This window comes from Shewanella sp. M-Br (assembly GCF_036245925.1).
In the GTDB taxonomy this organism is placed as follows: domain Bacteria; phylum Pseudomonadota; class Gammaproteobacteria; order Enterobacterales; family Shewanellaceae; genus Shewanella; species Shewanella oncorhynchi.
Map to the genome: position 1 here is coordinate 59,228 of NZ_BJBV01000005.1, position 20,540 is coordinate 79,767.

At 43.4% G+C, this 20,540-nt stretch carries 21 protein-coding genes, 1 tRNA gene and 1 pseudogene; 9 read left to right on the top strand and 14 right to left on the bottom strand.

Translation table 11 applies throughout. The annotated features are described in order from the left end of the window. Positions 1-148: 148 nt before the first annotated feature. The 5 genes and pseudogenes from AAA952_RS05325 to AAA952_RS05345 form a co-directional block, all read right to left on the bottom strand. Positions 149-346, bottom strand: a pseudogene (locus AAA952_RS05325) (group II intron reverse transcriptase/maturase); the annotation flags it as partial. Between the two features lie 49 nt (positions 347-395). After that, positions 396-671: a hypothetical protein gene (locus AAA952_RS05330; RefSeq protein WP_338255080.1), complete on the bottom strand. Its 276-nt coding sequence runs from the start codon at positions 669-671 to the stop codon at positions 396-398. 238 nt (positions 672-909) lie between these two features. Beyond that, positions 910-1,944 carry a helix-turn-helix transcriptional regulator gene (locus tag AAA952_RS05335; protein WP_338255082.1) on the bottom strand — a complete coding sequence of 345 codons (1,035 nt, stop codon included), beginning with the start codon at positions 1,942-1,944 and terminating at the stop codon, positions 910-912. Positions 1,945-1,988: 44 nt separating this feature from the next. Beyond that, complete coding sequence (locus tag AAA952_RS05340; RefSeq protein WP_338255085.1) at positions 1,989-2,978, bottom strand: hypothetical protein; 990 nt, start codon at positions 2,976-2,978, stop codon at positions 1,989-1,991. Beyond that, positions 2,965-3,918, bottom strand: coding sequence for a hypothetical protein (locus tag AAA952_RS05345; RefSeq protein ID WP_338255089.1), 954 nt, complete (start codon positions 3,916-3,918; stop codon positions 2,965-2,967). Before AAA952_RS05345 ends, AAA952_RS05340 begins: the two co-directional genes overlap by 14 nt. A gap of 401 nt (positions 3,919-4,319) precedes the next feature. On the opposite strand from AAA952_RS05345, the gene AAA952_RS05350 reads away from it, so the two are divergent. Together AAA952_RS05350 and AAA952_RS05355 are read left to right on the top strand one after the other, a co-directional pair. Then, the gene (locus AAA952_RS05350; protein ID WP_338255091.1) at positions 4,320-5,933 is read left to right on the top strand and encodes an MATE family efflux transporter; all 1,614 of its coding nucleotides are present in this window, start codon (positions 4,320-4,322) and stop codon (positions 5,931-5,933) included. Continuing rightward, positions 5,930-6,493: a hypothetical protein gene (locus tag AAA952_RS05355; RefSeq protein WP_338255093.1), complete on the top strand. Its 564-nt coding sequence runs from the start codon at positions 5,930-5,932 to the stop codon at positions 6,491-6,493. The genes AAA952_RS05350 and AAA952_RS05355 overlap by 4 nt, the downstream gene beginning before the upstream one ends. Before the next feature lie 187 nt (positions 6,494-6,680). Here the strand turns inward: AAA952_RS05355 and AAA952_RS05360 are convergent. Beyond that, positions 6,681-6,771 (bottom strand) — tRNA-Ser (locus AAA952_RS05360). Positions 6,772-6,851: 80 nt separating this feature from the next. Further along, positions 6,852-8,123, bottom strand: a complete 1,272-nt coding sequence (gene punC, locus AAA952_RS05365; protein WP_338255096.1) for a purine nucleoside transporter PunC — start codon at positions 8,121-8,123, stop codon at positions 6,852-6,854. A gap of 115 nt (positions 8,124-8,238) precedes the next feature. Between punC and punR the strand changes: the two genes are divergently transcribed. The 6 genes from punR (at position 8,239) to AAA952_RS05395 (ending at position 11,583) form a co-directional block, all read left to right on the top strand. Beyond that, positions 8,239-9,141 carry a DNA-binding transcriptional activator PunR gene (gene punR, locus AAA952_RS05370; RefSeq protein ID WP_028759950.1) on the top strand — a complete coding sequence of 301 codons (903 nt, stop codon included), beginning with the start codon at positions 8,239-8,241 and terminating at the stop codon, positions 9,139-9,141. A gap of 339 nt (positions 9,142-9,480) precedes the next feature. Continuing rightward, complete coding sequence (locus AAA952_RS05375; protein WP_028759949.1) at positions 9,481-10,140, top strand: Bax inhibitor-1/YccA family protein; 660 nt, start codon at positions 9,481-9,483, stop codon at positions 10,138-10,140. Between the two features lie 69 nt (positions 10,141-10,209). Further along, positions 10,210-10,599 carry a sulfurtransferase complex subunit TusD gene (gene tusD / locus AAA952_RS05380; protein WP_263197202.1) on the top strand — a complete coding sequence of 130 codons (390 nt, stop codon included), beginning with the start codon at positions 10,210-10,212 and terminating at the stop codon, positions 10,597-10,599. A 14-nt stretch (positions 10,600-10,613) separates the two neighbouring features. Next, positions 10,614-10,970 carry a sulfurtransferase complex subunit TusC gene (gene tusC / locus AAA952_RS05385; protein ID WP_028759947.1) on the top strand — a complete coding sequence of 119 codons (357 nt, stop codon included), beginning with the start codon at positions 10,614-10,616 and terminating at the stop codon, positions 10,968-10,970. Next, entirely contained in the window at positions 10,970-11,251 is a 282-nt protein-coding gene (gene tusB, locus AAA952_RS05390; RefSeq protein ID WP_105252497.1) for a sulfurtransferase complex subunit TusB, read from the top strand. Before tusC ends, tusB begins: the two co-directional genes overlap by 1 nt. Then, positions 11,245-11,583, top strand: a complete 339-nt coding sequence (locus tag AAA952_RS05395; RefSeq protein WP_219252346.1) for a TusE/DsrC/DsvC family sulfur relay protein — start codon at positions 11,245-11,247, stop codon at positions 11,581-11,583. The genes tusB and AAA952_RS05395 overlap by 7 nt, the downstream gene beginning before the upstream one ends. A gap of 99 nt (positions 11,584-11,682) precedes the next feature. Here AAA952_RS05395 and AAA952_RS05400 read toward each other — a convergent pair whose 3' ends face one another. From AAA952_RS05400 to lrp, 7 genes are all read right to left on the bottom strand, one after another. Continuing rightward, on the bottom strand, positions 11,683-11,805 hold the full coding sequence (locus tag AAA952_RS05400) for a hypothetical protein (RefSeq protein ID WP_028759944.1): 123 nt from the start codon (positions 11,803-11,805) through the stop codon (positions 11,683-11,685). Between the two features lie 19 nt (positions 11,806-11,824). Then, positions 11,825-13,111, bottom strand: coding sequence for a serine--tRNA ligase (gene serS, locus AAA952_RS05405; RefSeq protein ID WP_263166176.1), 1,287 nt, complete (start codon positions 13,109-13,111; stop codon positions 11,825-11,827). Between the two features lie 18 nt (positions 13,112-13,129). Continuing rightward, positions 13,130-13,504: a fluoride efflux transporter CrcB gene (gene crcB, locus AAA952_RS05410; RefSeq protein WP_028759942.1), complete on the bottom strand. Its 375-nt coding sequence runs from the start codon at positions 13,502-13,504 to the stop codon at positions 13,130-13,132. Then, a complete protein-coding gene (locus AAA952_RS05415; protein WP_338255108.1) occupies positions 13,497-14,828 on the bottom strand; it encodes a replication-associated recombination protein A in 1,332 nt (443 codons plus the stop codon). The genes crcB and AAA952_RS05415 overlap by 8 nt, the downstream gene beginning before the upstream one ends. 8 nt (positions 14,829-14,836) lie before the next feature. Beyond that, entirely contained in the window at positions 14,837-15,463 is a 627-nt protein-coding gene (gene lolA, locus AAA952_RS05420) for an outer membrane lipoprotein chaperone LolA (RefSeq protein ID WP_028759940.1), read from the bottom strand. A gap of 55 nt (positions 15,464-15,518) precedes the next feature. Then, entirely contained in the window at positions 15,519-18,284 is a 2,766-nt protein-coding gene (locus tag AAA952_RS05425; protein ID WP_338255111.1) for a DNA translocase FtsK, read from the bottom strand. Between the two features lie 342 nt (positions 18,285-18,626). After that, positions 18,627-19,133 carry a leucine-responsive transcriptional regulator Lrp gene (lrp, locus tag AAA952_RS05430; protein ID WP_006081649.1) on the bottom strand — a complete coding sequence of 169 codons (507 nt, stop codon included), beginning with the start codon at positions 19,131-19,133 and terminating at the stop codon, positions 18,627-18,629. Between the two features lie 179 nt (positions 19,134-19,312). On the opposite strand from lrp, the gene ald reads away from it, so the two are divergent. Next, positions 19,313-20,428 carry an alanine dehydrogenase gene (ald, locus tag AAA952_RS05435; RefSeq protein ID WP_338255116.1) on the top strand — a complete coding sequence of 372 codons (1,116 nt, stop codon included), beginning with the start codon at positions 19,313-19,315 and terminating at the stop codon, positions 20,426-20,428. The last annotated feature ends 112 nt before the right edge of the window (positions 20,429-20,540 follow it).

Consider the following 20,540-nt stretch of genomic DNA (forward strand, 5'->3'; position numbering starts at 1 on the left):
TAAGTCACTCTATCAAAAAGCTTGCTCCATTATAGTGCAAAACTGTTCATCCAGACCGCATTAAACTTTGTGTTTGCTGCTTTTTGACAAAGTGCATCCCGATCAATTTCTTGTAATGTTGATGACGTGATTTAATAACAACCAGAAAAAGAACGTTGCGCTTGCTCGATTTAATGAGCAGTTTGCCTTTGTACTTTCTAAGAGTGAATCCCAGAAAGTCAAAACCATCATCGATATGAGTTATGTGAGTTTTATCATCAGAGATTGTTAAGCCCATTTCCTTTATAAAACCAATACCTGTGATAACAAAATCGTCTGCATATCCGATACAGGTAGACCGAAACCCTTTTCACTTTGATGTAGGTCTCATCCATCCGCACCGGATCATTCAACGATTAATCGTGGTCAAAAGTTCCATCACGTACCATGGTGTCAAATGCATAAAGATTGTTCCAAAATTTGCCTAGTCGTGTTCTACCATCTTGTATATTAAGATCTGTAACTTCTTCCCTACTCAGTACATTCTGCGTGATCAGGGCCATTAGAAGACTATAAGGGCCACATGCGCCGTCGACATCACCTTGACGCAATGCAACAAGATTCTCTTCATTACCTATAAAAACGCCCTTTTCAATTAGCTGAAGTTGAGGTAAAACACTAATAGTACGCATAAAAAATCCTTTTGATGCTAATAAATAATAACTACAACAATAGTGAAGTTGTACTGTGGATTATTGTAAAAAAATGGTCAATCATTCTGTATTGTAAATGTATTCAAGTCACATCAGATGCATAATTCTTGCTCTATCTATTCGGTAAATAACCTAAACTTTGTCATTCTTAGTTTGAATTAATACTCTTCGTTCAATTTTACTTCGATTCTTATAATATATTTAAGTAGTATGAAATTTAATCAGAGTTTTGACTTGTATAAGCTTCAAGTGCTTTACGCAAGCTGTCACTAAGTTGAGTTCGAAGCGATTGCGGTTCGAGTACCGCTATATTTGCGCCCTGTCCTTTTAACCACCAGTTCAATTGCCAACTATTGTGCACTGTTGCTGTCAGTTCATAAAAGTGCTCGTCTAAAGGCATTAATACCATATCGTCAGACATAGGGCTTTCGGTTAGATAAAATGCTAACTCTGCGGTGATCTTAGCTTTAAGCTTTAGGGTTTCGCCGTTAGAGAAGTGCATTGCACCGTCTTGTATGTATTGCTGTAAATTGAAGTCCGCTGGACGAATACCTTGCTCGTAGGTACGTTTTACCGTTTGAAAACGGTGCATTGCGAAGCGCTTTATAGCGGCATTCTCATGCCCTTTTGTTATATCTTGAGCAATCAGGTAAAGCACGTCTCCACGTTGCACTAAGGCAAGCGGCATGAGGTGGTATTCAATCGCCGCGACCTTTTGCTTTGCCTGATAGTGAGTTCGAATAGTTTGATCCCTCAATAAAGCTTCTTGTATTTCTTTTAACAGTGTTTCGTTAATTACTGGGGGTTTAAATCCCATATCAGGCATTACACTCGCGACTTTATCTAACCACTGGGTGTTATAGTCATCTTTTAAGGTATTTAATAGCTGGCGAGAATGCTCAAAATTGTTTTGTAAATGTCGTTGCATCGCCGGTGGCAACAGTTGCTTTAGCGATTTTTCAACCAACATCAGCGACAAAGCATCCGTCAAACTTATAGTATCGATATGAGTCCGTAAGCCGCCCAATTCTGTGCTGCGCCACAGATAGGGTTTCTCCTCGGTTTCTGAATAAATGGGAAAATACTGTGATAGTACATCTAAGTCTCTTTGCAAGGTTCGGTGGCTAACGTTAAAACCTTCATTAGCAATCAACTCCAATAGTTCGGTGCTTCTTATCCCTTTATCTGTGGGAATACACTTAAGCAGTGTTTGTTGCCTGAGAAGCGTGTTTGCATTTTTATTTGCCGACATAACAGACCTTTTAATCTAATGATGAACAATGACACGATAAAGCTTTAGTGATTAAGCAGATAACCTACCTGAAAATATTTCTTGAAGTAGTCCATATATTCTGATTTATCTCGGTACCAATGTTTTGCTCTTTCTTGAGTATCTTCATCATAATATTCTTCAAATACGTTGATTAGTGCGTCACATTCATTGGCGCTAACAGGGACTCGGCTCATCAAATACATTAATTCTTCAGGTGCGAACCTTGGCATGTTCATCAATAAAAATAACCAGCCTTGATGTATTGCACAGTGCTTTTGCAATGTTCTACGAAACCAGTATTCATAGCCCCATTCCCCAACTGAATAATGTTCCGGCGCAAGGGCTAAGGCTTGCAGTAAGCTACTGCAGGGATGAAAATACATGACTATTTTTGCCGCCAGCATTATAGGCACAAAATCCCGATTGAAGGCTTTATTAGGCTCCCTTGGCTTTGATTTTCCCTTTCTTGCTGGCAAGGGTAATTTTGATTTAAACCATTGATGTTCAGTACAACTGCGGGGATCTCCACCATAGCGACGATTTAATCTTTGGATGGTCAGATAATGCGCATCAAGTAATAATTCAGCCTGTTCAAGTAAGACACTCGGTTGCAAAGCGGGATCACTGCTTGTTGACATTAAAGCCATCAATGATTCATTACTATTGAGAAATAGTGTCCATAAGCTATAAAAAGGTGAATCTTTTTCCATGGCGTATTTTCCTGAACGCGTAGCGCAAAGGGCTTTTACATTTCTAGCTGGATTTGGAAGCTTACTTTCCCAGCAATCTAATGCGAGACGAACCAACAATGTCATGTCGTATTCTTCGGCCCACGGGTTGTTGTAGTCATCTCTCAGGAAATTATCAACCCTATCAAACTCCTGAGATTCTTGGATCCATACGCGCTCTGTCAGAGTTGGTTGCTCAGCATAACCAATACCAAATTTATTCTCATCATCAAGGAGAGACAATAACGCTTCAGTTTCTTTTTTAAATGATTTAAAGATGATCATAACCCGCCCTCTTAGATTTTCGGTTGATGACTAAATCAAAATACTCTGTGTAATTTTCGAGTGAATTGTTTGCGCCTGGGTAATAGCCTTGCGGTTGGTATTTATCAAAAAAAGCTTGTTTGACAGCGATGCATTCAATAGCGTTTGAGTTCGGCTTTTCGAGCAAAAACAACAAATGCTCTGGAATAATGTGTTCGAAATTGTTAACTAGAAAGTTGATGCCTTCTTTTTGATAGCAATGACTGAGTAAAGTACGGATTAGCAATAATTCCCCTGCATTTGGGTACAGCAAATACGCTGGCCAACTGAGTGCGACATCCTTAAGAACGTGGCTATTGGGTTTTAAGTGCATCAGTAACACCGAGGCCAGCATAAAATGATTGCTGTAGGTTGAAAAAATTGCTGACCCATCATCACGTGCTACTTCTGTAGCTGCGCGATAATCATCCCAATGTTTTGATTCAAAACCTTCCTGCCGTTCCCTTAGCGTTGAATATGTTATTAACAAAAAATTTAATAGTGCTTCGGCTTCAATGACTAACTTTTCCTGAAATGCTGGAGAGGATGCTAGCATCTGACTCAGCATTCCATTATTAACGTTCGCGCAAAACGCAGCCCAAAGTTTAAATAGCTCGGGATAAGTATCGTGGTTATGAAGCGGATTACGTGATGCTAATAAGTGTTTAATTACAAGAGCATTAGCACATAACGATTGCGTCGATTCTTTTAATAACAATCGAGAAAGCAGTAGCTCATCATACCAACCTTCTGGCGTCGCTAATACATGTTGATATATTCCTTTCCAATCTTCAGATAGTGCTAACCAGACTCCTGGGAAGTCCAATAATATGTCCCCAGGTTTTAACTGTTCGTAATGTGGAACATCACCCACTTCAAGCAAGGTAAGTAGGCTGATTGACTCAATAACTAGACCATCCATAGTACACCTCAATTCGTTATTTTTTAATATTATACGCAGAGTTGCGACAGCTTATGTCGTAACTAAAAGGGAGTGTGTACAACGGACTTTTATATTATCGCTAGGTAATAAATCTTAGTAACCTGCGGCACAGAAAGTGGTTTAAGTGGCTTGTTGGATGGCGTCATTTATCGCTCATCTACTGGGAAGTGGTTAAATGCCTCCGTCAAATACGACAAGCTGATGATTGACATCGGGCGGATGAATGAGAATAATACGCGGCAGGTTGCAGAGAAGCCTGTCCGCAAAAGATGATATCACTCTGATAAATTAACAGTGTTGCGAATCGATTTCATATCGAACCCACAGCAATCAAATAAGTTTGGCTTAGCGGAATGCCAATAAACTTAGGAGAATTGTTTGTGAAACATGCAACAGCCAACACTTTCAAACCCGCTAGTATCAATGTTGAACCTGCTGATATTATGCCCTTGGCAGCCACCGAAACGCCCTCCCACGGGAAATCTCACTCAGGATCTCAGTCAACTGAGTCCTTAGGTACGTTAGCTATCCCTACTTTGTATTTGCGCTTTGCGTTACCCATGGCATTGGCCATGATGCTGAGCGGCAGCTACAACTTAGTCGACTCTTATTTTATTTTGAAATACATCGGTGCCGATGCATTGGCTGGGGTGACGATTGCCTTCCCGTTACAAATGATGATTTTTGCTTTGGCCTGCATGATAGGAAATGGTACTGCGACCTTAGTAAGCCGATTTTTAGGGGCAAACGAGTTTGATAAGGCGAGTCAAATCGCGAACACTGGTTTTGCGTTAGCCCTAGCTTGCGGCCTGATAGTGACTATCGTGTCACTCGCCCAGCTTGATCATTTATTGGCGTTTATTGGGGTAAGCTCAACACTTGCCTTAGCTGCTACAGAGTATCTACAACCCATTCTCTGTTTTAGTCTATTCACTTTTTTGTTATCTCTTAGCGGCGATTTACTCAGAGCACAAGGCAAAGTCGTGTTGATGCTGCTGGTTATCTTGTTGTCGGCGGTCATGAACATCTTGTTCGATACACTCTTTATTGCTGTTTTGGAGATGGGCGTGAGTGGTGCGGCGTGGGCAACGGTGGCGGGTCAATGTGTGAGTCTATTTATCGCTGTTGTCTATTTTGTCCCAAATAACCGCTTTGCCAGTAAACAGGTGCTTCATAAGCAAGCTACCCAGCCTATTTGTTTTAGAATGGAGCAGATAAAGCTCAATCTCACTGAGATAAAAGCGATTCTTGGCTTGGGTAGCCCAATACTATTATCATATCTTGGGATTGCCTGTGTGATCTCATCGGTAAATCATATTTTAGTCAGTCATTTAGCCAATATAGTGCCCCATACGCCAGCCGCGAATGAGGTTGCGTACATGATTAGCGCTTATGGTTTGATCGGACGCTTTAATATCTTTATCGCCCTGCCGCTTATGGCACTTACCAGCGCAGCGCAAACGATCAGTGCGTATAACTATGGGGCGATGGCATCTTCTCGGGTGTTAGCGTGTGCTAAATGGGGAATCGTCTTGACCTGCTGTTATCTGAGTTTAGTGACAATTATATTTATGGAGTTTCCTACCTCGGTTTTTGGTATTTTCACCGATGATCCCTCACTCATTGACGCTTGTATTAAGATTTCGAGTGTGACGTTTATCGCTTTACCTTTAGCGGGGATCACAGGTATTGCGATTGCTGTGTATCAAGGCACAAATCGCCCTAAGCTTGCTTTGCTATTATCTGGGATAAAAATCTATGGTTTGTTACTGCCCCTGCTGATCCTGTTGCCTCAACTATCCTTCGCAGATATTTCATTTATCACAGGTGCATTAAACATTTATATCATGCCAAACGCTTTGGCTGAGTTGTGGATGGCCTTTCCAATCGCGGACATTTTAGCTTGTCTCTTGAGTTTATTGATCATCAGTATTTGGCCTTTCATTCACGTGCCGCGAGCAAATCGAGTCAGTCATGGAGGTAATGCAAAATGAAGTTAGCCAAGATGAAAGACTCAAGCGCCATCGCATTAAATGAAACCAAAGTTCGCGCTAAAAAACTGCTCAAAGCTTGTCAGCAGGATGAGCCGTTAGCCAAGCAAAGAGTCGCAACCTTAATGGCGAAATTGGGCATATCACACTCAGATCTACAGCTTAAGCATTGCCAACAAGTGATTACACGTGAGCTAGGGTTTATCGATTTTCATCATTGCCAGCGAGTCCTGTCGGGTCAAGCCATACTAGGGGATGATTGGGGAGGCTTATTCCACACTAAGCAATGCGACACATTACTCAATCATTGGTTTACTGGCTATTTAGCCGCGCGTGAGTTTAATGCGCAAGCTGAGGGCACATTGCTACTCCCCTACAAGAAGCAGTTTTTTGTAGTGGAGCGGCGGGATTACTGCAATGCGCTGAATTTGCGGATAATTTTGCAACCGGTGGATAACGCTGGCGAACCGACAACACTCAGGGATCTGGTGAGTAGCTATGCTAATGCAAACTGGAACTCCTTTGCGCTGGCCATGGTCCAACACAAACTCCCCAAAGTGTAATGATGGCTGAGATTGTCAGGCATCATGTTGAATGAGGAAATCTAGAGTTAAATAATACAAACAAAAAAGGTCATCATTGCTGATGGTCTTACTTGTGAAATATGGCTGAAACACTGCGTTTCGGATCAGAAACACAAGGCTAAAATGCAAAAAGCCGCTAATTGCTTAGCGGCTTTTTGACTAAATATGGCGGAGGAGCAGGGATTTGAACCCTGGGTGGGCTATAAACCCACGCCGGTTTTCAAGACCGGTGCATTAAACCACTCTGCCACCCCTCCGAACGAGGCGCATAATATAAGTAAGTCTATTGACTGTAAAGCACTAACTCTCAATTATGCGCCAATTGTTGCTATTACACTCAATCCGCTGGATTTTGCTTCACATCGGACATTATGCCTACCCGTGCGGGATCTGGCTTAGTGAAATGTTTGGCAAAGTCGCCCCACTCTTGTTGACTCTTAAGTATATAGCCGACCACAACTAAAATAGCGCAACATAGGATACCCCAACCAATCGCCACTTCACCAAGACTTGCCCACATAGCGACTAAGCTTGATGCACCAAAGGCAATGCTGATCTGTAAGAAGTTCTGTAATCCTGCGGCCTTAGCGGCATTCTGACTAAACTGCTGTAGCGCGCTGTTTACGACTATCGGGTAAATGGCGCCATTAGCTGCGGCCAAAATCGAGAACGAAATAAGCAGTGGGAAAATCGTGCTCGCGGGATAAATCAGCGTGAACATGATGATTGAAATAACACAGGCAGCGAAAATCAACAACAAGATATTCAGTGTTTGATGCCCGCCAATACGTTTTATCAGTAACTTACTCGCATAACCACCGACAATAAACATGATGGTTTGCGGGATAAAACTTAACCCAATTTCAGTCGCTTGATAACCGTGCATTTCCATCACAATCGGCCACACAGTTAGGTAGGCAAAGAAAGCACCGGAACAGGCACCGAAGATCACGACGTTGCCTAAATAGCGGGTGTTTTTCAAAATTTGCCCATAAGATACTGCAGCATGTTCACTGTGTTTATGTTGACTCTTGCCTGGAACAAAGTACAAGGTCATCAATACCAGCAGAAATGCGATAACACACAAGGAGATAAAGATTGCACGCCAGCCTAATTCGTTCAGAATATAAGCGCCAAGGATCGGTGCTAATGCAGGCGATAATGCGACCAATGGCATAATGTTGCTGAAAATACCTTGGGCTTTATCGGCATCATATTGTTCAACCACAATCGCTTGCCAAATAACCCCTGCACTACAGGCGCCAATGGCTTGGAAGAAGCGCGCGGTATTGAGCATTAATATAGAATCACTGTTGGCAATAAACACGCTAGCAATGGCAAATAAAACAAGGCCAAAGATCAGTGCCCAACGTTTGCCGATTTTATTGACTAACGGGCCGTAAAGCAGCTGACCTAAGGCAAGACCCGCAAGGAAACAGGTCAGTGACATCGCCACCTGTGATGGTGTGCTGTTAAATGAGCCTTCAATTGCTTTGAAAGCAGGCAAATACATGTCAGTGGCAATAAAGCCAAGCATGCTCAACATGGCTAAATAGAATAGAAACATAAAGAACTTTATGTTTACAAAGGTGTTACTAGACGTTTTCATAAAATAATCGGGTCGGATTGACTAAAGTGTGCAGTCTAAAGACTTGTTAAATTTATTGGAAACGTTTATTTTTGACTTGTGCTATCAATTATTTTCATTGGAATGGACGTCAGTTATGCTCTCAGAACAAGCGCTAGAACTCATTGATATTGTGGCTCGTGTAGGTAGTTTCACCGCGGCGGCGAATCGGCTACATAAAGTGCCCTCTGCCGTGAGCTACGCGGTCAAGCAAATAGAAGAAGAACTCGGCGTCATTCTTTTTGAACGGCATCATCGCAGTGTAACCTTAACACCAGCGGGTGAACATTTTGTGAAGCAAGCCAGAACCTTGCTCACGCAGATGGACGAGATGAAACGTGGCACTCAGCGCGTGGCAAATGGTTGGCAACCCACCTTGTCCATAGCCCTTGATAATATCGTCCGTGCCGACAGGATCAGCGTATTAATTGCTGACTTTTATCGACACTTCCATGATATTGAATTAATTATTCGCATTGAGGTCTTTAACGGGGTTTGGGAAGCGCTCGCCACGGGTCGCAGTGATATTGCTATTGGTGCGACAACCGCAATTCCAGTCGGTGGTGTTTACCAATATAAAGACATGGGGGATATTGAGTGGGCGTTTCTTGTTAGTAAAAATCATCCCTTGGCCAGTATTGACCGCCCATTAAGTGACGATGAGCTGCGCCCTTTTCCCTCGATTTGTTTAGAAGATACCTCTCGGGAAATTCCAAAACGTATGACTTGGTTGCTAGAGAATCAACGCAGGTTAGTCGTACCTGATTGGATCCGTGCCATTAACTGTTTCCGCGAAGGTTTAGGCGTCGGTTATATGCCAGTGCATTTAGCGAGCGTGTTTATTAAGGCGGGTGCGCTTGTTGAAAAACAACTGGAAAATCCAAAGCAGACAAGCCCTTGTTGCTTGGCCTGGAATGCTGACAAGATGTCGCCTGCTCTCGCTTGGGTGCTGGAATATCTTGGCGATACTGAAAAATTGCACAAAGAGTGGCTGGCTTAAGCTTGGTTTAAACTCAATATGCTGATTTAGTCATTGAAATCAGCATTGAATGTGATTGTGTATCGTCTGCTTATGTACAGACTAAATCTTTACCTTCATAGTGGATGAAGACGCAGATACAAGAATCTTATTTTTTATGCTTTGCAGTTAAAGTTGAAATAAATAATTGAGTAAAATTTTGAAGATTAACAATTTGTTATTCATGGTTCTATGACTTTCACCCGTATCTCATGTACGGTATCATTGCACCAGTTAAGTTCATTTTAGGATTTTACGGGAACTTAGTGTGCTGTAAAAAATCAAAATGATCAGTTTGGAAATGTGTCAACGGAGATCAACATGACCCAAGAAACCTTATATTCGACGAGTGCGTCAACACTGGAAGTGAACAAACTTCTTAAAAACACTTATATGCTGTTATCGATGACATTGGCCTTCTCTGCACTGTGTGCGGGTTTGGCAATGGCATTAAATATCAGTCCATTAGTCTCCATTGGTTTATCGATTGGTGGCCTAGTACTGTTGTTTGTCACTTTACGTAAAGCCGAGTCTGCAGCGGGGATCTTCTGGGTGTTTGCCTTTACGGGTATGGAAGGTGCTTCACTGGGCTACATGCTCAATCACTACGCGGGTATGGCAAACGGTCCACAGCTGATCATGCAAGCACTGGGGTTAACGTCAGTGATTTTCGTTGCGTTATCAGCCTATGCCGTGACCACTAAGAAAGATTTCTCTTTCCTACGTGGATTCTTATTTGCCGGCTTGATTGTGGTGATCGCCGCCGCTGTGATTAATATTTTTATGGGTAACAGTGTTGCCTTTATGGCAATTAACGCGGGCTTGGCGTTACTGATGACAGGTTTTATCCTGTTTGATACTAGCCGTATCGTCAATGGCGGCGAAACTAATTACATTCGCGCGACTATCTCGTTATACCTAGACTTCTTAAACCTCTTCATCGCGCTGTTGCACCTGATGGGCATAGGCAACGATGACTAATCCTAGTTAGCGATTTTTAGCTTAACTTGCGTTAGAATGGCCCTACTTTTAGGGCCATTTTTATTTTAAATGAGCAAATTTATTATCCAAGTGAACGGGCCCGCTTATGGCACGTCGGCGAGTGTTAATGCCTTACGCTTCTCCCAAGCTGTACTTTTAGCTGGGCATCAGATTATCTGTGTGTTTTTTTATCAAGATGGCGTGTATAACTCCACAGATTTAAGCTTACCCGCCTCCGATGAAAACGATGTGATCAGTGACTGGAAACAGCTGGCGCAATCCCATCAGGTCCCGTTAGTCAATTGCGTTTCTGCAGCGCTACGTCGCGGCATTGTGAGTCACCAAGATGCTAGCGAGAATGGCCTTAGCCACTGGAATGTGGGCGAGTCATTTATTATGGGCGGCTTAGGTGAGCTAATCACAGGTATTGAATCGGCCGATCGTTTGATCAGTTTTTAACTCTCAGGGCTACTATGAAAAAATTGTGTATTCTATTTCGCTGCTCGCCACATGGTACTGTTCGTGGCCGCGAAGGTTTAGATCTTGCCCTGCTTAGCGCTAGCTTCGAACAAGAAGTGAGTTTAGTGTTTGTGGATGAAGGTGTGTTGCATTTGATTAAAGATCAACAGCCTGAGCTTATCGGTGCTAAAGATTACATCTCCACCTTTAAAGCACTGCCGCTGTATGATATTGGCTCTGTGTTTGTCTGTAAGCAATCCTTAGCCGATTACGGCTTAAGCCATGGCTTACTGTCGATCCCAGTGACAGTGGTCAACGATGAAGCCATCGCAGCCCATTTAAACCAAGTGGATGAGGTCTTAGTATTCTAATGATTTTACATCATATTCAAACATCTCCCAGTCGAGATAGCGCGCTAAAACTTTGTTTACGTTACGCCTGTAAGGAAGATGCGATTTTATTATCGAGCGATGGCGTTAACGCGTTACTGCTGCGCCAGTGGGCAATGGCATTATCGCCCTTCAAGTTGATGGTCTTAAAAGACGATGTTGTTGCACGTGGCCTATCTGAACGTTTAAAGAACGTGATGCTTATCGATTACAATGAGTTTGTGGCTCAATCATTACTCCATGACAAGGTGATAACGTGGTAAATCCATTGCAATTTAATGGCGCAGAAATCGCCCGTGACCATCAAGGTTATTTAAAAAATCTTAACGATTGGCAACCCGATATGGCCCAGTTGTTAGCAGCAGAAGAGCAAATTTTACTTACGCCAGCCCATTGGGAAGTGATTAACTTTGTTCGAGATTTCTATCTCGAATATAAAACGAGCCCTGCTATCCGTGTATTAGTTAAAGCCATTGGCCAAGCCTTAGGACCAGACAAAGGCAATTCAAAATACTTATATACCCTATTCCCGATTGGACCTGCGAAACAAGCAACGAAAATCGCGGGCCTGCCCAAACCCGCTAAGTGTATTTAATGGCAAAGGGTTAAGTCAACACGTAAACATGACACAAACAAAAAGGCATGTTCCCTTGGGAAACATGCCTTTCTTTTTACTTGAACAAAGTTGATAGGGTTATTTGACGTTTTCTAACACAACCCAGATGGCTTTGCCTACGGTGGCAAGCATTACAGCAAAAAATACTGCAATCACAGCGGTATAGGAAAGCCAACGGAGATAGCGTTGGCCTTTATCCATAGTATTATTTTGTGTTCCATTAGCCTATTTGAGTCAAACCGCCCATGTAAGGACGCAGAACTTCAGGGACTGTGATACTGCCATCAGCATTTTGATAGTTTTCTAAAATAGCCACTAACGTACGACCCACAGCTAAACCTGAGCCGTTTAACGTATGCAATAGCGCAGGCTTATTATCTGCTTTCACGCGGTAACGTGCTTGCATACGACGGGCTTGGAAATCCTTCATGTTTGAGCAAGAAGAAATCTCACGATAGGTATTTTGTGCTGGTAACCAGACTTCGATATCGTAGGTTTTGCTTGAGCCAAAGCCCATATCGCCAGTACATAAAATCACAGTTCGATACGGTAAACCTAAACGCTGCAACACTGTTTCAGCATGACCTGTCAGCGCTTCAAGTGCCGCCATTGAATCTTCAGGCTTAACAATTTGCACCATTTCAACTTTATCGAATTGGTGCTGACGGATCAGACCACGGGTATCTTTGCCGTATGAGCCCGCTTCGCTGCGGAAACATGCAGTATGCGCTGTTAACTTTATTGGCAGCTCGTCTTCATCAACAATGCTATCGCGAACTAAGTTCGTTAATGGCACTTCTGCAGTTGGGATAAGGCTCAAACCTTGGCCTTCTTCAGTTGCAGGTTTAGTGTGGAATAAATCTTCACCAAACTTAGGTAGCTGGCCTGTGCCGAGTAAGCTTGCCTCGTTAACCAGTAATGGCACATAGGCTTCGGTATAACCGTGCTCTGTGGTATGTAAGTCCAACATGAACTGACCAATGGCGCGGTTTAAGCGGGCGACTTGGCCTTTCATTACGATGAAACGTGAGCCAGTGATTTTAACGGCATTTTTAAAATCTAAGCCGTTTAAGCCTTCACCTAAATCGATATGATCTTTAATCGGGAAATCAAAAGTGCGTGGCGACCCCCAACGTCTCACTTCAACGTTCTCTGTTTCATCGGCACCCATTGGTACTGATTCATCAGGCAGGTTAGGCATAGACATGGCAATGGCATTGACTTCTTCAAGTACAGCGGCCAGTTCAATCTTTTTGGCATCCAACTGTGAACCTAAATCGCCCACTTGCGCCATGATTGCGTCAACATCTTCACCACGGGCTTTAGCTTGGCCAATGGATTTGGAGATGGCATTACGCGACGCTTGTAATTCTTCGGTAGCCACTTGCAGTGACTTACGCTTTTCTTCTAATTGAATGAGATGAGCTATGTCTAAAATAAAGCCACGGGTAGCCAGTCGCTCAGCGGTAACTTCTAATTCGTTGCGCAAAAATTTAGGATCTAACATGTGATATATTCTTAATAGTTAAATGCGAGAAAAAACCAGTTGTTGACCTAAGTACACCATGAATAAACATAGACTTAGATTCAACACCACATTCAAAATCGCCTTCAGCCAATCCCCCTCTTGCATCAGCAACAAGGTTTCATTAGAGAAAGTCGAAAACGTTGTCAAAGCACCTAATAGACCGATACCTATAAGCGCTTTGAGTTCAGGGCTGATATGACTCATTTGCCCCAGAGCGTAAATTACGCCCATAAAAAATGAACCTATAACATTAACCAACAGTGTACCAAAAGGAAAACTGCTGCCAAATACTTGGATCATGAATATTGAAATAAGATAGCGTAAAACTGCTCCAATTGACCCGCCGAAAGCCACTAATAAGATGTTAGTCATATCTTTTGTTCTCACTGGCTTGATCTAACTGGACTAATTGCGCCAATTTATCTTTGATCCGTTTCTCGAACCCTCGCTCAGTCGGAAAATAAAATTGTGCTGTTTGCAGGGATTCGGGGAAATAATTTTCACCACTGGCATAGGCATTGGCTTCATCGTGGGCATATCGATACCCAGCTCCCATGCCGATGTCTTTCATTAACTGAGTCGGTGCATTGCGTAAATGGTGCGGCACTTCGACTTGCCCTGTTTCGCGAGCTAACGCACGCGCCGCCTTAAATGCGGTATACACAGCGTTGCTCTTAGGCGCACTGGCAAGATAAACAATGGCTTGTGCTATTGCTCTCTCACCTTCGGCGGGGCCAACACGGTGAAAACAATCCCAGGCATTCAGTGCGATTGTCATCGCCGCAGGATCGGCATTGCCCACATCTTCAGAGGCAATCGCCAGTAAGCGCCTTGCCACGTAAAGCGGATCGCCACCGCCTTCTAATATTCGACAAAACCAATACAACGCGGCATCGGGTGCTGATCCGCGAATGGATTTATGTACAGCCGAGATTAAATCGTAAAACTGATCACCGTTCTTATCAAAACCAGCAACTTGGTGCCCCGCCACTTGAATTAACATTTCAGTAGTAAAGGTGCCACCGTCGATGAGCATATCACTCATCAACTCAATAAGATTTAACGCTTTACGGGCATCACCATCACAAAGTTGTGCCAATGTGGTGAGCACATCGGTTGGCATTACAAATCGTCGTAGGCCTAAACCGCGCTCGTTATCGTTTAAGGCTTGAGTCACTATATGGGCGATTTCATCATGGCTTAAGCGCTTGATAAGATAGACCCTTGCCCGCGAGAGTAAGGCATTATTGATTTCAAAAGACGGATTTTCTGTGGTCGCGCCGATAAAGATCACTGTGCCATCTTCAATAAATGGCAGAAAGGCATCCTGCTGACTCTTATTAAATCGGTGGACTTCATCGACAAACAATAGAGTACGTTGGCCACGAGATTCTGCAACTGCTTTTGCTTGCTCAATCGCGGCGCGAATGTCCTTAACGCCAGAGGTGACCGCGGAAATGCGCTCAACGTGAGCATTTGAATAATGTGCGATTAATTCAGCTAAGGTTGTTTTACCTGTGCCCGGCGGTCCCCACAACATCATGGAATGGGCGCGCCCTGCTTCCAATGCTTTGCGTAGTGGTTGGCCCTCACCCAGTAAATGGGCTTGACCTATGTACTCGCTAATCGTTCTTGGCCGCATGCGCGCGGCCAAGGGACGAAAATCGGGCGCAAAATTAAACGATAAACTGCTCACGCGATAGCCTAATGCGCTGCTTTACGACGTTGATCATCAACATCGACGCTGTCTGGGATCACAAAGGTGAACAAGGCTTTGTCTTTATTTGTGATGGCTTGCTGATTGCTTAAATCAAACAGGCTTAAATTACCTTTATCATCGGCAACATTAAAGTTGACTAACTGGGCATTTTTGAAACAAACATTAACGGACAATATGCCCGAATCAATCGCCTTAGGTTTGATCTCATAGCAATCTTGTTTCTTGGACACTGAATACTGTGACCAAGTCGCATCGTCGCGGTGGACGAGCAATGCGATGGGAGATGCATTGATTGCTTCAGCAAAATCCATGATGACCACCTCTTCGGCGAAAGGATTGTAGATCCACAAATCTTTACCATCAGCGACAATCTGTGATTCATCGGGCTGGGTTAAATGCCAATAAAATTGATTCGGATACGCCAAGGCAAAAATGCCTGACCCCGTTTGAATAACCTTTTTATTAACGTCTGTTACGGTTTGTTTGAAATCGGCTTTTAGTGACGCGGTACCAATCAATTTTTCCCTGAGCTGCTGCGCATCATCGGCAAACACAGCCGCGCTAAATAGCAAAGGTGAAGCTAACAACACAGCGCATAATCGTTTTTTCATTTTATTCCTTACCCTGTAAACCCTTGGGTGTATCAAAGCTACGCCTTAGCGCGGCTTAATAATGTTTTGGTGCTGGCGGCGCTAAGACTTCACGGTTACCGTTGTGGCCTTGAGCAGAAACAATACCTTGTGCTTCCATCTGTTCAATAATGCGTGCTGCACGGTTATAACCAATCTTAAATTTACGCTGTACGCTTGAAATCGAGCCGCGACGAGTTTCAGTCACAAAGGCAACTGCTTCATCGTATAACGGATCGTATTCTTCGTCTGATTCAGCGGTTTCACCAGGCAATAATACTTGTTCACCATCACTGGCACCGTTGAGGATTTCTTCGATATATTGCGGTTTGCCACGGGCGCACCAGTCGGCAACGACACGGTGAACTTCATGATCATCAACGAACGCACCATGAACACGATTCGGTACCGCGGTACCCGGTGGCAAAAATAACATGTCACCCATACCAAGCAAGGTTTCAGCACCCTGTTGGTCTAAAATGGTGCGCGAATCGATACGAGATGACACTTGGAACGCCATACGTGTGGGAATGTTGGCCTTAATCAAACCTGTGATCACATCCACTGACGGTCTTTGGGTTGCCAGGATCAAATGTATCCCTGCCGCCCGGGCCTTTTGCGCGATACGGGCAATCAACTCTTCAACTTTTTTACCAACAATCATCATCATGTCAGCAAATTCATCGACCACGACAACAATCGATGGGAGCTTATCTAACGCAGGCGCTTCTGGCTCCATGCTGTCAGAAGACTTCCACATAGGATCTAAAATCACTTCGCCATTGGCCTTCGCCTCGGCAATTTTAGCGTTATAGCCCTTGATGTTACGTACGCCCATCATAGACATCAGCTTGTAGCGACGTTCCATCTCGCCGACACACCAACGCAGCGCATTGGCAGCTTCTTTCATGTCGGTAACTACCTCACATAGCAAATGCGGAATACCTTCATAGACAGACAATTCCAACATTTTGGGGTCGATCATGATAAAGCGTACATCTTCTGGGCCAGACTTATACAGTAAGCTGGTGATCATCACGTTTACACCCACAGACTTACCAGAGCCTGTAGTACCGGCTACCAATAAATGTGGCATTTTACCAAGATCAACAACAACGGGGTCACCGGCAATATCTTGACCTAACACCATAGTTAAGTTGGATTTACTCTCAGTAAAGGCAGCACAATCTAACACATCGCGCATAAACACGGTTTCGCGGAATTTATTGGGCAATTCAAGTCCGACATAAGCCTTACCCGGAATAACTTCAACCACACGCACACTTTCAGCCAGTAATGAACGAGCTAAATCCTTTGATAGATTAGAGATTTTTGACGCTTTAACGCCCGGCGCTAATTCTAATTCAAAGCGTGTGATCACAGGGCCTGGATACACTCCCACTACATTGGCGATGATGTTGAAATCGGCCAATTTAAGCTCAACAAGGCGGGCGACTTGATCCAATTCCTCTGGGCTGATCGGATTCTTCTTACGGTCAGGTATGTCGAGCAAGTTAATACTCGGCAGAGGATCCATCGGTTTTTTCGGTGCGGGTTTGTCTTCTTGTCCTGGCAATACCACAATGCCATCGACAATTTTAGCTTTTTGATCTTGCTTATTACGCTGCGCTTGATTCACTGCACCTGTTGACACTTTAGTATCAAAATCAATGACGTCATCATCGCTAAAACCGAGACTTTCATCGTCTTCATTTTCTGTAAATGCTTGACTGCTAAACACTGGCTCATTGTCATCATGATCGAATGAATGCGAATTAAAATCGGCACTACCTTGCTCATCGGCATTTGAATGCTGAGGTTCAGCTAACCAAGGTGGCGCTTCAAAATTGCCATGGGCGGCCAAATCATCATTATCGATTTGTGGCTCAACCCGTTGTACACTCTTACTTTTACTGCCATTCAAGCTCAGAATTTTTGCAAGCGCCGATAGTTTGTTTTTTGGCGACGAATTATTCTCAGTTTCAGTAATAATACCTTCTGGTTCAATGACCATATCATCAGTGGCAGCATATAGCGTTGGGGTTATCTCAGCTCTACGACCAATATGACGCTCACGCACCTTAGGCTTTTCAACTATGGGGGGCTTTTCTAGCACATATTGGGATTCACGGCGTTGTTTAAACTTATCCACCACGGACATAAAACCACGGGTATCCTCGGTTTCATGCTCACGCTTCATCGCTTGCGGCAATAATTTTAACTTTTTATAAATCCAAATAGAGACTAAGCCGATTTTCTCGACCACAGTCAGCCAGCTAATCCCAGTCAACAGCGTAAAGCCTGAGCCCAAGAAACACAGCAGTAATAAGGTAGTGCCGAGTTTATTAAAATACGGCAACATGGCTTGGCCTATGACATCACCCGCCACTCCGCCTGCCGAAAACTCGTAGATGTTGTTGGCATTCATGCTCGCCAAAGCAGAAAATCCTAGAATGATCAGTAAAAATCCAATCAATCTCAGGGCCACTGAAAAGTAATCAATTTCAAGTAAATGATGGGCACGTTTGAACAATAACCAACCTGTCGATGCGACAATTATTGGCATGATATAAGCCGTAACGCCGAAGAAATATAACAGAATATCGGCAATCCAAGCCCCTACTGCTCCGGTCCAGTTTTTAATATCGCCTTGAAAATGCGACTGACTCCAACCAGGATCAGACGGACTAAAACTCGTCAATGCGAGCAAAATATAAGTGGCGAGAACACAACAAATGATGAGTCCGCCTTCCAGCAGACGTTGCAGGCCAGTGAGCGTGCGTACACTATTTCCTTGAGACAAACGACGTAATCCATAAAAGTGAAAACAGGTGGGCTAACGATACCAGAATCCCACTAAATGTGGAGCACATTAGCCTGTTTTTCTATACAGAATTGGTCATGATTGGCAAAATTTGGTCTATTGAGGTGTTTTAGTGTGCTTTTAGGGAGGAATGAGTTATTACACAAACACTTCCGTTAACAAGTTTGCTTAAAAATTCCACAAAAAGAAGCCCCTAAGTTAGCAAACTTAAGGGCAATACAAGGCGAATAGCAATAGGCGTAAAATGAGATGAACATATCGACGTTACTGATAAATAAGGGGCCTAAGCCCCTTATTGTAAAACCAAACAATCAGGGTAATTTAGATATCTGAGAGTAGATGATTTATCGCTACACGACTGGTGTGCTTAACTTCTTCCATCACAACATAAGTACGCGTGTCGGAAACAGAAGGTAATTTCAATAAAGTTTCACCTAACAAGCGACGATAAGCCGACATATCTGAAACACGAGTTTTCAGTAAGTAGTCAAAATCGCCTGAAACCAAATGACATTCTTGAATATCATCGAGTAGTTGCACTGCACGGTTAAACTTATCAAACACTTCGGGAGTATCACGGCTTAATGTGATTTCCACGAATACCAGTAGGGATGCACCCAAGAAATGAGGATTCACCAATGCGGTATAGCCATTGATGTAACCTTGCTTTTCGAGACGTTTTACTCTTTCTAAACAAGGAGTTGGACTTAGTCCGACTCTTTTTGACAATTCCACATTTGAAATGCGGCCATCAAGTTGTAGTTCATTAAGAATGTTGCGATCGATGCGATCCAAGTCTTTTACAGGACTCTTTTTATTATATGCCATTTATTTAACCTTGCTTTATCACTAAAACAACATTTTATTCTACGTATGCCGAAAGTTCAGCAGCATAAACTGCGTCGCCGATACTATACTAGATATCCCTGAATTAATCACGTTCAGGTCACGATAAAATAACAATTATGCCCATTAAAAGTGGGATTTCAGGCAATTGAGGCTCAAAGATGATTATTGGTGTTCCCAAGGAAATTAAAAACCACGAATATCGTGTCGGTATGGTTCCTTCTAGTGTTCGCGAGTTGGCGATCAAAGGTCACGACGTTTTTGTTGAAACAAATGCAGGCATAGGTATTGGTTTTTCAGATCAAGATTATATTGATGCTGGCGCCATAATTTTAGCGACTGCTGCTGAAGTTTTTGCTAAAGCGCAGATGATTGTAAAAGTAAAAGAGCCTCAAGCAGTTGAACGCGCTATGTTGCGTCACGATCAGATTTTATTTACTTATCTGCATCTTGCTCCAGATTTACCGCAAACTGAAGATTTAATCAAAAGTGGTGCCGTATGTATCGCTTACGAAACTGTGACAGACGATCGTGGTGGCCTGCCTTTGCTTGCTCCTATGTCTGAAGTCGCTGGTCGTATGTCAATCCAAGCTGGCGCTATGGCATTAGAGAAATCTTCTGGTGGCCGCGGTATGTTATTGGGCGGCGTACCAGGGGTTGAGCCTGCTAAAGTCGTCATTATCGGCGGCGGTATGGTTGGTACTAATGCAGCACAAGTAGCAGTTGGTATGGGTGCTGATGTTGTTGTGCTTGATCGCAGTATTGATGCTCTACGTCGTTTAAATGTGCAATTCGGTTCTGCTGTAAAAGCCATTTATTCAACTGCGGATGCAATTGAACGTCATGTTATTGAGGCCGATCTTGTGATCGGTGGTGTACTAATTCCAGGTGCTGCGGCGCCAAAATTGGTTACTCGTAGCATGATTTCACGTATGAAGCCTGGCAGCGCTATCGTTGACGTGGCGATCGATCAAGGCGGTTGTGTTGAAACTTCACATGCCACTACTCACCAAGATCCTACCTATATCGTTGATGATGTTGTGCATTACTGTGTTGCAAATATGCCTGGTGCGGTCGCTCGTACTTCAACATTTGCGCTTAATAATGCAACCTTACCGTACATTCTCAAGTTAGCAAATTTAGGCTATAAAGAAGCGCTGTTGCAAGACAAGCATTTTCTTAATGGCTTAAACGTCATGCACGGTAAAGTGGTGTGTAAGGAAGTGGCTCACGCCCTAAACTTAGCGTTCACATCTCCTGCGACACTATTAGTATAAGTTTTTAATTAATTTAACTTTTTATGTGGATTTTAGCTGGCTTTACTTAGTATGTAATTCAAATCGGTCTCGATACTATTGAGGCCGATTTTTTATTGGGTTGAAATAGGCT